Annotated in this window: 15 protein-coding genes; 11 read left to right on the top strand and 4 right to left on the bottom strand. The window is 38.9% G+C overall.

From position 1 onward, the window contains the following. The first annotated feature begins 181 nt into the window (after window positions 1-181). Complete coding sequence (gene trhA, locus AC1DFT_RS04980; protein WP_477918083.1) at window positions 182-820, top strand: PAQR family membrane homeostasis protein TrhA; 639 nt, start codon at window positions 182-184, stop codon at window positions 818-820. A gap of 21 nt (window positions 821-841) precedes the next feature. Here the strand turns inward: trhA and AC1DFT_RS04975 are convergent, their stop codons facing one another. After that, a complete protein-coding gene (locus AC1DFT_RS04975) occupies window positions 842-1,030 on the bottom strand; it encodes a hypothetical protein (protein ID WP_477918082.1) in 189 nt (62 codons plus the stop codon). A gap of 271 nt (window positions 1,031-1,301) precedes the next feature. Between AC1DFT_RS04975 and AC1DFT_RS04970 the strand changes: the two genes are divergently transcribed. Together AC1DFT_RS04970 and AC1DFT_RS04965 are read left to right on the top strand one after the other, a co-directional pair. Beyond that, window positions 1,302-1,742, top strand: a complete 441-nt coding sequence (locus AC1DFT_RS04970; protein ID WP_477918081.1) for an Lrp/AsnC family transcriptional regulator — start codon at window positions 1,302-1,304, stop codon at window positions 1,740-1,742. Window positions 1,743-1,753: 11 nt separating this feature from the next. Next, complete coding sequence (locus tag AC1DFT_RS04965; RefSeq protein ID WP_477918080.1) at window positions 1,754-2,365, top strand: LysE family translocator; 612 nt, start codon at window positions 1,754-1,756, stop codon at window positions 2,363-2,365. 113 nt (window positions 2,366-2,478) lie between these two features. On the opposite strand, the gene AC1DFT_RS04960 is transcribed toward AC1DFT_RS04965, so the two are convergent. The 3 genes from AC1DFT_RS04960 to AC1DFT_RS04950 form a co-directional block, all read right to left on the bottom strand. Continuing rightward, on the bottom strand, window positions 2,479-3,921 hold the full coding sequence (locus AC1DFT_RS04960; RefSeq protein WP_477918079.1) for a Na+/H+ antiporter NhaC family protein: 1,443 nt from the start codon (window positions 3,919-3,921) through the stop codon (window positions 2,479-2,481). A 40-nt stretch (window positions 3,922-3,961) separates the two neighbouring features. Continuing rightward, entirely contained in the window at window positions 3,962-5,212 is a 1,251-nt protein-coding gene (locus tag AC1DFT_RS04955) for an amidohydrolase (protein WP_477918078.1), read from the bottom strand. A gap of 345 nt (window positions 5,213-5,557) precedes the next feature. Then, a complete protein-coding gene (locus tag AC1DFT_RS04950) occupies window positions 5,558-6,364 on the bottom strand; it encodes an IclR family transcriptional regulator (RefSeq protein WP_477918077.1) in 807 nt (268 codons plus the stop codon). 189 nt (window positions 6,365-6,553) lie between these two features. On the opposite strand from AC1DFT_RS04950, the gene AC1DFT_RS04945 reads away from it, so the two are divergent. The 8 genes from AC1DFT_RS04945 to AC1DFT_RS04910 all read left to right on the top strand — a co-directional run bounded on the left by AC1DFT_RS04945 (window position 6,554) and on the right by AC1DFT_RS04910 (window position 14,417). After that, entirely contained in the window at window positions 6,554-7,321 is a 768-nt protein-coding gene (locus AC1DFT_RS04945; RefSeq protein ID WP_477918076.1) for a dioxygenase family protein, read from the top strand. 140 nt (window positions 7,322-7,461) lie between these two features. Continuing rightward, window positions 7,462-8,295 carry an alpha/beta fold hydrolase gene (locus AC1DFT_RS04940; RefSeq protein ID WP_477918075.1) on the top strand — a complete coding sequence of 278 codons (834 nt, stop codon included), beginning with the start codon at window positions 7,462-7,464 and terminating at the stop codon, window positions 8,293-8,295. Between the two features lie 38 nt (window positions 8,296-8,333). Beyond that, window positions 8,334-9,992: an SLC13 family permease gene (locus tag AC1DFT_RS04935; protein ID WP_477918074.1), complete on the top strand. Its 1,659-nt coding sequence runs from the start codon at window positions 8,334-8,336 to the stop codon at window positions 9,990-9,992. A gap of 22 nt (window positions 9,993-10,014) precedes the next feature. Then, window positions 10,015-10,737 carry a carboxymuconolactone decarboxylase family protein gene (locus AC1DFT_RS04930; protein ID WP_477918073.1) on the top strand — a complete coding sequence of 241 codons (723 nt, stop codon included), beginning with the start codon at window positions 10,015-10,017 and terminating at the stop codon, window positions 10,735-10,737. Window positions 10,738-10,749: 12 nt separating this feature from the next. After that, on the top strand, window positions 10,750-11,436 hold the full coding sequence (locus tag AC1DFT_RS04925; RefSeq protein WP_477918072.1) for a CoA transferase subunit A: 687 nt from the start codon (window positions 10,750-10,752) through the stop codon (window positions 11,434-11,436). Next, entirely contained in the window at window positions 11,433-12,071 is a 639-nt protein-coding gene (locus AC1DFT_RS04920; protein ID WP_477918071.1) for a 3-oxoacid CoA-transferase subunit B, read from the top strand. The genes AC1DFT_RS04925 and AC1DFT_RS04920 overlap by 4 nt, the downstream gene beginning before the upstream one ends. 21 nt (window positions 12,072-12,092) lie before the next feature. After that, window positions 12,093-13,208: a muconate cycloisomerase family protein gene (locus AC1DFT_RS04915; protein WP_477918070.1), complete on the top strand. Its 1,116-nt coding sequence runs from the start codon at window positions 12,093-12,095 to the stop codon at window positions 13,206-13,208. A gap of 15 nt (window positions 13,209-13,223) precedes the next feature. After that, window positions 13,224-14,417: a thiolase family protein gene (locus AC1DFT_RS04910; protein ID WP_477918069.1), complete on the top strand. Its 1,194-nt coding sequence runs from the start codon at window positions 13,224-13,226 to the stop codon at window positions 14,415-14,417. The last annotated feature ends 261 nt before the right edge of the window (window positions 14,418-14,678 follow it).

The raw sequence follows: 14,678 nt of genomic DNA, 5'->3' as shown, positions 1-14,678 counted from the left end.
AAAGTGATGAAGCGTAACGCATATGGTTTTCGTCGCTTCGATCACTTTCGGGCAAAGATTTTATTAAATATAAAGTATAAAGAAATAGGGGTACATCTTGGTTAAGGGCTGGGTGAAAATCACATCACCCCAACATTTGACGTTGAACCAATAATATATCATCAGATGGGAATGAACCAGGGTGAGTAATACACATATATTTTCCAAGCGTGAAGAGATCGCGAATGCAATCATTCATGGAATTGGAACTCTTTTAAGTATTGCGGCGCTTGTCATTTTGCTTGTATCTTCTGTGACCCGAGGAACAGCGTGGCATGTGGTAAGTTTTACTTTGTTTGGAGTGACGATGGTGCTGTTATATACATCATCCACACTCGTCCATGGGTTTCCAGCAGGTCGAGCAAAAAATGTGTTTGAGATAATGGATCACTCGGCCATTTACTTTTTTATTGCGGGGACATATACTCCTTTTTTATTTCTTGCGGTAAAAGGGGCACTTGGCTGGACATTGTTTGGGATTGTGTGGGGGCTTGCGATAGCTGGTACGGTATTTAAAGCATATTTTGTGAAGCGTTTTTTGCATACGTCAACGTTATTGTATGTAGTCATGGGCTGGTTGATGGTATTTGCATGGAAACCACTTCTGGCAAACGTTTCGACTCACGGGCTTATTTATCTTGCTGTAGGTGGCGTGCTCTATACAGTAGGTGCAGTTTTTTATGTATGGCGCGGATTTACATATCATCATGCGGTTTGGCATATTTTTGTTTTAGCAGCATCTATCTTGCATTTCTTTGCGGTAATGACTTTATTGGAATAGGTTTAGTGGGCGGAAATAACTTTAATTATGTATAAAAAGGAGAGTGCCTAGGCTCTCCTTTTTATTGAATTTATCGTTTTTTTCTGTCTTTTGTATATCTGGCTTAGGTTTTCCGTGTTGTTTAGCAATATCAGGGTTCATTTGTATAGTTGCAGAATCTAAATTGTTATTCATAGCAGCTTGTTCATTGAACCTTTTTTCGTTCTTCAAGTTTCTTTCCCTCCTTATTTGATTGAGACCTCTCTTTTATTTTGCTCTGTTATTAATAAAACATGTACTAAGATTCCCCAAAAAAACACTAATGGTTGAGCAATGGGGCTTTAAATTATTTAGTATTCAATCAAATATTAGTAATTTTAAAGAAAGAAATAAAGAATATTTGTAAAATACCTTATTTATTCTTTGTTTTTCTTAAAACTCTTTATTAATCTAAAGAATTTTATATAATATATTTAAATTAATAATGAAGGATGATGAAGTGGTGGATATTATCGATGCAAAAATTTTAGAAGTGTTAAAACAAAATGGAAGGTCCACAGCTTCTGACATTAGCAAAAAAGTGAACCTTTCTATTCCTGCTGTATCAGAGCGGATTAGAAAATTAGAAGAAGCAAACGTCATTGAACAATATACAGTTAAAGTAAACCGTGAAAAAATGGGATACAAATTGTTAGCAGTTATTTTTGTAAATATCGATCATACAGCGAATATCCAACAATTTAGAGAAGCGATTATTCAGTTTTCCGAAGTGATGGAGTGCCATCATATGGCGGGGGAATATGATTATATGTTAAAGGTACTAGTAGAAGATACTGCCAAATTAGAGGATTTCTTAAGTGAAAAGCTAAAATCGATTCAAGGAGTTCAAACTTCCAACACTTTGATCGTGTTATCCACATTAAAAGAGAAGTTAAATAGGTAGGAGAATAGCAGATGATTTGGAAAGGGTTTCGATTTGGAATGTTTCTGCAGTTTGCTGTGGGACCTATTTGTCTTTTTATTTTTCAAACTGCAGCTACTTCTGGATTTTTTGCAGCAGAAACAGGTGTATTGGGAGTAGCCATAATTGATGGGCTCTATATACTTGCAGCAATTTTTGGAATAGGAAAGATACTGAATAAGTATCCCAGAATGAAAGAGGTCATTCGTTATTTTGGAGCAGCAGTCCTTGTATTGTTCGGTTTAAGTAACATAGTGAGTATTTTTGAAGTATCTATAATCCCTAGTTTAGAATTTCTCTCGGAGCAAAGTGCGAACGTTATATTTTGGAAAACACTTGTTTTAACTCTCTCCAATCCATTAACTATATTATTTTGGATAGGAGTTTTTTCAACCAAACTTGTGGAAGAAAATATACAGCAGAAGGATATGTATCTCTTTGGGTTTGGTGCAGTGTTATCTACTTTCTTTTTTCTAACAATAATCTCTATTTTAGGGACTTTCCTATTAATTTTTATAGAGCCAGTTGTACTGAAAGGATTGAATTTGCTCGTTGGCACGGTATTGGTGGGCTTTGGGGTACGTAATGCAATAAAAAGGGGATAACATCTGATACACCGATGGTTGCAAATGCAAGATAATCCTTATTATAAGAAGATCGAAAAAAGCTTATCCTAAAAATTGGGTTTCACCGATTTTTAGGACAAGCTTTATTTATTTTAATAACCAACCCAGCCAACAGATGCGATAAAGTATAAAATGATGGAACCAAGCACTATCCATAGCGCAAACAGAGGAACCATAAATTTTATCCAAGAACCAAAGTTTGCTTTTGCTAGAGCAATCGCACCCATCGTAGCACCTAATGTTGGAATGATTAGGTTTCCTAAACCACCACCGAACTGGATAGCTGTTACGAGTACTTGGTCTGTCATACCTAGCATTCCTGCAACAGGTTGTAAAATCGGCATCATGACACCGCTCATACCTGAACCAGATGGAACGAGGAAGTTAAAAATCGTTGCAACGATAAAAATAATAATAGCTGTCATACCACTTGAAAAGTCATTCAAGGAACCTGTTAAGCCATTAACAATCGTGCCTAAAATATTTCCTTTTTCAAGAATGACGCTGACTGTTCGGGCTAGTACAATCACAATTGCAACAATCGTTATGTCTTGCACACCTTTAGAGAATGCGATAATCATATCTTCTGTATTTTTTCTTTTTAAAAGAAAGCACGTTATGAAGGCGATACCAAACACGGTAATAACAGCACCATTCCCGTATTTTGCTGGCCATCCGAGAATAGTATTCCCATATGCTAGAGTAATTGGTGCAATAATAATAATTGCAACTACAAGAAAATCTTTCCAATCGACTTTCCCGCTTTTCTCTATGGAAACATTTTGCACTTCATCTAATTCTGTTAGCCATTTTGTATCAGACATCGCACTTTTTAGCGGATTATTTTTTACACGGTTTGTATAAAATACTACATACACCGCAGTAACAATAGCGAACAGGATAAACATGCCCGTTCTTTCCAGATAACCTGAGTAAAGCGGAATACCAGCAAATAATTGAGCAATTTGTGCTTCTCCAGATGGAGCGATTGAAAAGGCTAAAAATAACGGTAAAAAAGTGACTGCAAGTGCTGAAATTGGGTCCAATCGTAATTTACGAGTCAAAATGACCCCTAATGTAACAAAGACAATCATCATATCCCCGCCGATGAAGAATCCGATGAACGACATTAATAAGAACAACCCTAAAACCAATACATTGGAACCGGCTCTTTCAAACTTATTAATGAGCATGGAAATAACGTTATTAACCGAATCCAACATGAAAATCCCGCCTAAAAAACCTCCGATAAATAAAAGTAAAATAGCAACAGGGCTTGCTGCAATTCCACCTTCTAAAATGAGCGTAATTGCTAAAATTGGATTGACGGGTGTTTGCTCTACTGTATGATAAGAACCAGCAATTAGTTTCTTGTCTTCTGTGTATTCAAATCCCCCCGCAGGTACAATGTACGTCAATAAACAAGCGAACATCATAATCAACAGCATCATTACTAATACATTTGGTAATTTAAATTGCAATTTCCTTAAATAACTTTTCTTCGCTTTTTCTTCTTGTATCTCCACAGCATTCACTCGAGATCACCCCTTCAAATTTTTAATTTCATCCCCTTAACTAAAACCCGTATTGTGCAAGTAATTCATGTACGTCTTTTTCTTCCTTTGTGTACGTTATTCCTCCTTTATAAGAAAGAAAATCCAAGGCATATTGTATAGTCGACGTGACGCCAACTATTAAGGCGGATTCATCGATATCGAAATGCTCATTGTGATGCTCAGCGCCCATTCCTTGTTCTTCATTTTGTACACCTAGAAAAGCGAAAACCCCAGGGAAATACTTCAAATAGAAACTAAATGATTCCGAAGCCATCCATGCTGGAATAGTAGCCAATACCTCTTTGCTAAGCACTTTTTCTACTGCTGCAGTTGCAATCTCAGCACATGTTGCTTCATTGGTTACAACTAAATCAGAAACGACAGGCTCCATTTTATATTCGAAAGTACAGTTGTTCATACCACAAACATGTGTCAGTAAATCCTTGAAAATTTGAATAGCTTGCTCTCCTTGTTCTTTTTTCAAATAACGGAATGATCCTGCAAACTGTAGTGTATCTGGAATAATATTGAGTGCTGAACCTGCCTCCACAATTCCGATAGAATACGTTATTGTTTCAAATGGATTTAATAGACTATGACGCATATTCCGTAACGCTTGGTAAAAATCAACGAAACAATCGACGGGTGATACAGCTAAATCGGGACGAGAACCATGTCCGCCTTTCCCTTTGAGTACGACATTAAATCCAGAAGCGGCCGCCATACGTGGGCCAGCGTCTACGGAAATTTTTCCAGCTTCTAAATCGGATTTCAAATGGATTCCCCAAATACCATCTGCTCCGATTTGATGCAGTCGATTTAGTAAGTTTTTAATGCCACCACCCATTTCTTCACCTTGTTCAAAGGCAAGAATAATCGTTCCTGCTATTTGTTCCTTCTGAGAGGATAGAATCTTTGCGGCACCAAGTAACATCGCGGTATGTGCATCATGTCCACATGTATGCGCTGCATTTGGTGTATTAGATGTAATCGCTTTCTTTTGTTTTAGATTAAATAGGCTTTCTTTCATTGGCAATGCATCTAAATCGGCTCGTAAAATAATCGTCTTTCCTGGCTGTGCCCCATGTATAAAACCAATAATGCCACCATCTTGTACAATTTCATAAGGAATCCCCATATTGGATAGTTCCTTGGTTACAACATTCATTGTCCGCACTTCTTGTAATCCAATTTCAGGATATTGATGTAAATCACGTCGGATATCAAGCACATATTGTTCGACGGATGCAACGGTCTCTCTTATTTTCATTATAAGCCCTCCCCTTTTTTAATGATTGTCGATTGTAAAGTACTCCTTACTTCATTCAAACACCGCCAAAACTTTAGAATGGTGTGTTATTAAAAAATAGTTTACCACCTAAACCTTATTTGCACAACGACTTTTCACATAATTCAGATTATACTGAATACGTAAAGTTGATGAGAAAGAGTATCCATCTGTTTAGTTAGTTTTATGATTGTTTTGTAAAGTAAGCTACTCCAAATGAATTAAACTTTCATTTTGGTATACGGACAGTAAACAAGTAAAAATCCAGAAAAGAAACATTTTAGAAATGTTTTTTTCCTGGATTTTGTTTTGTGTATATATCAAATGTTATACATATCTTGAACTCTTCGTAATAGCCATCGCCTGGCTAATTTTCTCACCGGTTTCTTGTAAAAGCGGCAAAAATTCATCACGTAGTACTTCTTTTGAAATGCGCCCTGCATGAACGGAGCAGTTAAAGGCGGCGAATACTTTGCCGGTTCCATCGCGGAGGGGCACAGCAATAGAGCGGAGACCTTCTTCTAATTGTTGGTCGACACCACCCCAACTTTGCTCCCGGACATCCTCTAAAATAGCAAGTAATTGTGCCTTATCCACAATTGTTTTGTCTGTAAACTTTTCGTAGTCAATTGTATCTAAGTAATTTTCTAGCTTCTCTTTTGGTAAATATGCCAGTAGCACATGTCCCATGGATGTTGCATATGCTGGTAGCCGCGAACCAACGTCTAAATTGATGGACATAATTCGTTTGGTGGAAACGCGTGCTACATAAATAATATCGGTTCCATCTAAAATCGAAATGGAGCAAGACTCTCCAGTTTTATGGACAAATTCACGCATGAACGAATGGGCAATGCTCCAACTATTATTAGAAGATAAGTATGCGTAGCCGAGCGATAGTGTACGAGCTGTCAATGAGAATACACTGTTGTTGGATTCGGCGAAACCTAAATGTTCCAGGGTCAACAATATCCTACGAGCAGTTGGCCTACTAAGCCCTGTTAATTTTGAAACATCACTAATAGTAAGTGCTTGGTTTTCTTGTGAAAATGCTTGGATTACTTGAAGTCCACGCTCCAATGATTGTATGTAGTCTCCTGACTGTTTAAAATTGTCTGTTTTTTCTATTGACAAAACTATCACCCTTCATGTTAAAATAAGTTTGTACGAATAATATAAATGTGTACGTATATCGTACAACGAGAAAGCGAATTTTGCAAGTGCTTTACGAAGGAGTATTAATTTTTTTGGAAGTGTATGAATACGCTTACAATTAGTTTTTATGATGGGGATTATCAAACAAAATTTGAGGGGGAAATGGAAATGGCAGAAGTAGCAGTGAAAAACGCGAGAGTATTAGAGGCGTATGAAGGATTCGTAAAACATATGAAAGCATTTTTAGATGAGCAACAGTTCAACCATGAGGAATATACAAACTTTGTAAAATGGGCAGATCGATTAGGTAGAAGTGGTGAAATTCCATTATTCTTAGATGTTTTTGTAGAAACATATGTATTAGAAGCAAAATATAAAAATACTCCTGGAACAGAGCCGTCGTTACTTGGACCTTACTATGAAGAAAACTCACCATTACTTGAAGGATCTAAAGTCGTTATTCCGCAACGTCAAGATGAGCCGGGAGATAAATTGACGTTTTTCGGAAACGTTAGCTCTGTAAATGGACCAATCGGAAATACGAAAGTCGAGTGGTGGCAAGATGACGCGGATGGATTATATTCAAACTATGATTCTACCGCACCAGATTTCAACTTAAGAGGTCAATTTTATACAGATGAGAATGGAGATTTTGAAGTACAATCGATCGTACCAATTCCATATCAAATTCCAACGAATGGTCCTACTGGTGAATTTACATTTGCTGCTGGTTATCATGCATACCGTCCGGCACATATTCATATTAAATTCGAACACGAAGGGCACGAGACATTAATTACGCAAGTGTTCTTTGAAGGAGACCAATGGTTAGAAACAGACGTAGCTGGCGGTGTTCGTTCAACGCTTACTACTAAACTAATTGATAAAGGTGACCATAAAGAGGCTGCTTTAAACTTTGTTATGCGAACTGAATAAAATTTCAATTTCATAGCTGTCGAGTATATCTTGACAGCTATTTCTTATTATAGTTTTTTGATTATTTTGATAAAATAAATATATAACTTGTACGAATGAAGTAAATGTATACGATTAACGTACAGTGAAAGAGGTGCGAAATGGATTTTTACAAAGTAAATGTAAATGGGAAAGCTATTCAAGTTGCTGATTATCCGGGTGAAAAGGGACCAATCATCGCCATTCATGGGCTAACTGGCACACATAAGAACATGCATTACTATGCAGAAAAGTTCAAGGGAGAGTATCGTTTTATTTCTGTAGATTTGCGCGGCCGTGGAAATAGTGAGGAGACAGATGTAGAACCTTCCATATTCAAACATGCGGATGATATTGTCGGTTTTATTGAGGAGTTAAAGATTGAAAATCCTATTCTATTAGGATATTCAATGGGTGCTTTTATTTCAGCCATAGTTGCAAGTCGATTGAAGTCTGTACAAGGTTTAATATTACTGGACGGTGCTGCAAAAGCGACGGAACATCAGCGAGGAATTGTACAGCCATCTCTAGGAAGAATTAGCAGAAAGTTTACGTCAAAAGAACATTATGTAGAAGAAATCAGAAAAATATATACGAACTTAGGTGTTGAGTGGAACGATGTATTACAGGATACTGTCGAATACGAGGTAGGTCCTGTAGGAGAACATTGGGAGAATAAGTCAACAGAAGCACGCATAGTTGCTGATTTTGATAGCTTCTATACCTTTAGTCCGAAAGAGATTTGTTCCCAAATTGAATGTCCAGTATTGCTCGTTTACGCAAAAGGCGATATTGGTTCGATGCCACCACTTTTTTACCTAGCAGATTATGAAGAAACACAAGCCTATACAAAGCAAATAGAAACCGTCATCTCGGATTGTAATCATTACACAATGGTATTTGAGAATCGGGAAGATATTGAAAAAGCTATAGATGCATTCCTGCAAAAATTATAATGAACAACTACAAAGGATTGGTTTAAGGGGAGAAAAAAATGAAAATTTCGTTCGAAAATTTAAATAAAACTCTGTGGAAATCTCACAAGCAAACGAAAGATTTATTGACAATGGCGGAGCTTCGGAATCACAGCAATGCAGGGGTGGTATCTGCTGATTTACCGATTGGAAAAATGAGCACCACTAAGAATGAACAGACAAAACGTAATAATTCATATAGCACAACGCAATTTGTTGGTCTCTTTTTAGGACCATTATTATTTCTTTTAATATTGTTTTTCTTGCCTCTTCCAGGACTGAGTGATGGAGGACGATCTGTACTTGCAATTACTGCATGGATTGCTGTTTGGTGGATTTTGGAATCTATCCCATTAGGTATTACTTCTTTAATGCCTCTAGTTTTATTGCCAGTCATGGGTGCGGTCGGGGAGGGTGTTGCTGCTGCTAGCTACGGAAACCCTTTAATCTTTTTATTTATCGGAGGGTTCGCGCTAGCTTTAGCTTTGGAGCGCTGGAATCTCCATGAAAGAATTGCGATTACGATTATCAGTGCGGTAGGGACTAGTACTCCGGGACTCGTTTTAGGATTTATGCTAGCAACAGGATTAATATCAATGTGGGTATCGAATATGGCCACAGTTATGTTAATGCTTCCAATTGGTACGGCCATCATCGCAAAAGTCGTGACCCTCATGAAAGAAGATAATGTTTATTCCAAAGAAGAGGAAATGAAATTCACGAAATCAATTATTTTTGCAATAGGCTTTGGAGGAACAATTGGGGGAAGCGCCACATTGATAGGAACACCGACGAACCTTGTGCTTGCAGGACTTTCCAAAGAACTATTAGGGTTTGAAATATCTTTTGCCCAATTTTTTCTTTTTGCTTTTCCGCTAACTGCATTGTTAATGCTGTTTTCCATTTTTTACATTACAAAAATTGCTTATCCAATGAAAGTTAAAAAAATCAAGAACGGTCGTCAGTTTGTAAGCGATCGGAAAAAAGAACTTGGGAAAATGTCGTATGAAGAAAAAGTAGTTTTGTCCATTTTCTTTCTAACTGGATTCATGTGGATGACAAGAACATTCTTATGGAGTGATATCATCCCTGGTTTAAGCGATACGATGATTGCTATGGTAGCTGCAGTTCTACTACATATTATTCCATCATCTAATAGACCGGGCGAACGTATCCTTGGCAAGGATTCACTCAAGAATATGCCATGGGATGTTCTGCTTTTAGTTGGAGGAGGACTTGCGCTTGCTGCTGGTTTTAACGGAACGGATCTGGCGAGCTGGATTGGTAGCCAATTACTTTTACTAGATGGTGCTACCTACCTTGTGATTCTAGGTGTTACTACCTTGCTTGGTATTGGTATGACGCAAATGACGCCGAATACAGCTACAGTGACGATTCTTGTTCCAATTACTGCAGCTTTGGCGCTAGCAATGAATGTTCATCCGCTTCCGCTTATGACAGCGGTCGCTATGGGAGCTGGATTTGCATTTATGTTGCCGATTGGTACTCCATCGAATGCCATCATTTTTGCGACCGGCAAAATCACCATGATGGATATGCTGAGAAAAGGGACGGGTCTGACGGTTCTGGCATTTGTTCTAATTGTTTTGTTTGTTTATTTCGTGCTTCCAATAATATTTGGTATCAATCAGTTTGAATATCCGGAAATTCTAAAATAATTTGAAGTTTAGGAGTGAAAAAATGAGTAAAGGATTGGCATATTTTAAAGAGGTATATGACGAGGTTCCGGGTTGGGTCCAGAAAATGCATGATTATAGCCCGATTGTACTCGATCATTACACGGGATTACGTGGAGAGATTATGCAAGATGGTGCATTATCTCGAAAGGAAAAAGATGTACTTTTAGCGAGTATGAACGCTGCTCGATTATATGCACGTAGCATGGGTTACCATACGAAAGGTGCAGTCGATTTTGGTTCGACGATTCCTGAACTAGTGGAGTACTTTTTAGTTTCTTATTTATACGGAGGAACGGCTGCTTTAAAAGTATCACTGGAGGGACTTGCTTATGCGCTAGAACTAAAAGGACGGCAAGTAGCACAAAACCCAAAAGATCCAGAGACCATTGAAGAGATTTTCGAAACGATGATCACGTGGCTAGGCGACGAGGATACGAGCTTTTTAGTAGATTCTCTTGCAATCATTCAAAGTGGCGACAAGGATAAAATAGAAGCCAAGCTCCTAAGTGAGGGGCATGTATCCACTCGTATGAAGCATTTGAATATGGTTGGAAACTATATTACACAACTACGTGGTGCAGGTGCTGTTCCTTGGATAGAAAAGGCAAGAGATGTAGGGGGAACCGAAGCAGAACTTGCGGATATTGGCTATATTTGCGTATTAACAGCTGGTATTCCAGCGTGGTTTGAATTGAGCGATTCATTAAAATTAGCTACCCAGTAAGGAGGGTTTCATATGTCAAAAGTTATGAATGATATTCAAGATGCTTTAACTTCTGTAGAAAGTGGACATACCGTTTTAGTAGGTGGTTTTGGATTGATAGGAGCACCTCTTTCATTAATAGAAGGTTTAACAGAAAAAGACGTAACAGATTTAACGATTGTTAGTAATAATCTTGGTGAATCCGGTAAAGGGCTAGGGATTTTACTCAATCAAAACAAAATCAAAAAAGGAATCGGTTCCTATTTTACGAGTAACCGAGATGTCGGGGACAAGTATCAAAAAGGGGAAATTGAGTTAGAATTGCTTCCTCAAGGGACATTAGCTGAATCTTTACGAGCTGGTGGAGCAGGTCTTGGAGGATATTATACAACGACTGGTGCTGGAACCGATCTTGCAAAAGGAAAAGAAGAGCGTGAAATCGATGGAGTAACCTATATTTTCGAAAAGGCGATTCGGGCAGATGTTGCACTTATTCGTGCGCATAAAGCAGATACACTAGGTAATCTCGTTTATTACAAAACAGCACGTAACTTTAACCCGCTCATGGCAACTGCTGCGAAGAAAGTAATCGTTGAAGTGGATGAAATTGTGGAACCTGGTGAGTTAAATCCAGAAGAAATCGTCACACCATTTTTGTACGTTGATACAATCATTTTGGCGCAGCAAGTGTTGACGAAGGAAGGGGTTGTGAACAAATGACTACAATGAGTAAAACAGATATGCAACATTTAATCGCCAAGCGTGTAGCGGCGGAACTCGAAGGACCTTGTGTCGTGAATTTAGGAATTGGTATTCCTACGCTCGTTGCGGAATATATGGATGCAGCGGATATTTATATGCATACGGAAAATGGTCTGCTTGGAGTAACGGACGTGGAAGAGGCGGATATCGATCCAAACCTTGTAAATGCAGGAAAATTACCAGTTGGAGAAGCAATTGGAGCATCTTACTTTAATAGTTCGGATTCCTTTGCGATGATTCGCGGTGGTCATGTAGATGTAGCGATTCTGGGAGCACTTCAAGTGGATCAGACGGGCGTTATTGCGAACTGGGCGGTTCCTGGAAAGAATATTATGGGTGTCGGCGGTGCGATGGATTTATTGGTCGGTGCGAAGAAAGTGTTTGTAACGATGAGCCATACATCGAAGGATGGTAGTAGCAAACTATTAAGAGAGTGTACATACCCGATTACTTCTACTCGAAATGTCGATATGATTTTTACGGAACTTGCAGTATTTGAAGTTGTAGATAAGCAGTTGAAACTGGTTGAGTTAATGCCGGGTGTCACAATTGAAGAGGTACGAGAAAAAACGGAAGCTGATTTTTTATCCTAAATCTAAGAGAGTTGGTTCCAAATGAAAATACATTCTTTTGAAGTTTATATAGTAGATTTACCAACGATTCGCCCGCATCAATTGGCGATGCATACGATTGTCTCCCAATCGGTTGTTGTAGGCTGTGTCACGGATGAAGAAGGACGAGAAGGTTGGTCCGAAGTAGCAACTATTGGTGGAGCTTCTTACGGGGAGTCTACACCTGAAGCGATTAAAGCAAATATTGATACGTATATTGCGCCACTAGTTATTGGAAAAAATCCTATTCACTTTGACAAGATTATGCATGAAGTTTCGAAGCAAGTTAGAGGCAATAATTTTGCTAAAACAGTTGTGGAAGCAGCAATTATCGATTTAGCCGCACGTAGTAAAGGAGTGGCAGCCTTTGAATTATTTGGTGGACAAATCCATACTTCATTGCCAATTGCATGGACGCTAGCAAGTGGGAATACAGCAAAAGATATTGAAGAAGCGAAAGAATTTTTGCATCAAAAACGTCATAATATTTTCAAGTTGAAAATCGGAAAAGGCGATCCATTTAAAAATGTGGAGCATGTTCGTGAGATTAAAAAAGCAGTTGGAGACGAGGCGCGCGTTACTGTCGATGTCAATCAAGCATGGGATGAGGATACGGCCAATTATTGTATCGCTGCATTAGAGGATGGTGGCGTTTCGATGGTAGAACAACCGCTCCCAACTTGGAATTATGAAGGAATGGCAAGGTTGACTTCTCGTTTCAAAGTGCCGATTATGGCAGACGAAGCTGCAAACAGTATACAAGATGTGTTTCAAATTTCTAAGCATCGTGCAGGGAATTGCATTGCACTGAAACCTTGTAAAGCAGGGGGATTAACGCAAACAAAGAAAGTCGCGGGCATCGCAGAAGCAGCAGGAATTGGATTGTATGGTGGCACGATGATTGAGTCGAGTTTAGGAACAGCTATTTGTGCACAGTTGTATGCCACAATTCCAGAGATGAAATTCGGCACAGAAATATTTGGACCTTTATTATTTAAAGATGATCTTACATTGGAACCTATTAAATACGAAAACTTTGAAGTAGTTATACCGAACGGACCAGGTTTCGGAGTAGAAATTGATCGCGAAAAAGTAAAACACTATGCGAGAAGTCTTTAAGGTGGAGATGAGAAGATGAAAAATGTAGTAATCGTAGATGCAGTTCGTACAGCAATAGGAAAACTTGGTGGTAGCATTGGCAATGAGACAGTAGACTTCTTAGGGGCACATGTAATAGAAGAATTAATACGTCGTACAAATCTAGATAAAACTGCAGTCGAGGAAGTCATTTTGGGACAGGCAAAACAAAGTGCGGATGTATCCAACTTAGCAAGAGTTGCCATGCTTCGTGCAGGCATTCCTGTAGAGATTCCTGGGTATACCATCCACCGTCAATGTGGATCAGGCGTGCAAGCAGTAAACTCTGCGATGCAACAGATTCAAACAGGACTAAGTGATATTATTATTGCGGGTGGGGCAGAGTCAATGAGTACTGCGCCTTACTATGTAAATAGTGTGCGCTTTGGTACAAAGTCTGGGGATGTTTCGCTGAAAGATCCAAATACCGCAAGTCAACCAGGCTCCCAGCCAAGGGAAACTTATGGCGACTTAAACATGGGAATTACAGCGGAAAACGTCGCAGAAAAGTACGGGATTTCAAGAGATGCGCAAGATGAATTCGCATTAAGCAGTCAGGAAAAAACGAAAAATGCGATTGAAAAAGGCTATTTTGAAAAAGAAATCGCTCCTTATCCAGTGAAGACTCGTAAAGGTATTGTAGAGTTTAAAGTGGATGAGCATCCAAGAGAAACAACTTTAGAGAAGCTTGCAACACTTAAGCCAGTCTTCAAAGAAGGCGGCACGGTAACCGCAGGAAATGCGAGTGGTCGCAATGATGGAGCAGCGGCATTATTAGTAATGTCTGAAGACGAAGCATTAAATCGCGGTTACAAACCAAAAGCAAGAATTATCGCTCAAGCTTCGGTTGGTTGTGCACCTGAGTTGATGGGAATGGGTCCTGTTTATGCGATACAAAAAGCATTGAAGCAGACTAACCTAACGATAGCAGATCTAGATGTGGTGGAATTGAACGAAGCGTTCGCTTCACAAGCCGTTGCATGTGTGAATGAGTTAGGTCTCGAGTTTAGCAAAGTGAACCCAAATGGTGGAGCTATTGCGATGGGGCATCCAATTGGTGCAACTGGTGCAATTTTATTGACCAAGTTGGTGCATGAGTTAGAACGTACTGGTAAGAAATATGGTGCAGTGACGCTATGTATCGCGGGCGGTATGGGCATTGCAACTATTATTGAGAATATGCAAGTTTGAGGAAGAGCTGCTTTGGCAGCTCTTTTGTTTTGTGGGAGACTGGTTGCCTTCGCGAGTGAATTGGTTGCTTAAGTGCTCGATTTGGTTGCTGTTCTCTTGGAACTGGTTGCTCTCATGAGTAAATTGGTCGCCCTTCGCCATTTTGTAACTAATAAAAGAAAATAATTCCACCACGCGCTTTTAAGGAGCTATCTTTACCATAGTTTACTTATTACTATGGAAGACTGATTCCTTTTGTGAGCGAACTAGTTGCTGGTGTTC

Source organism: Psychrobacillus sp. 05T411, from assembly GCF_056396485.1.
The sequence above is the reverse complement of the archived record's forward strand: the minus strand, read 5'-3'. Positions and strand labels throughout refer to the sequence as shown.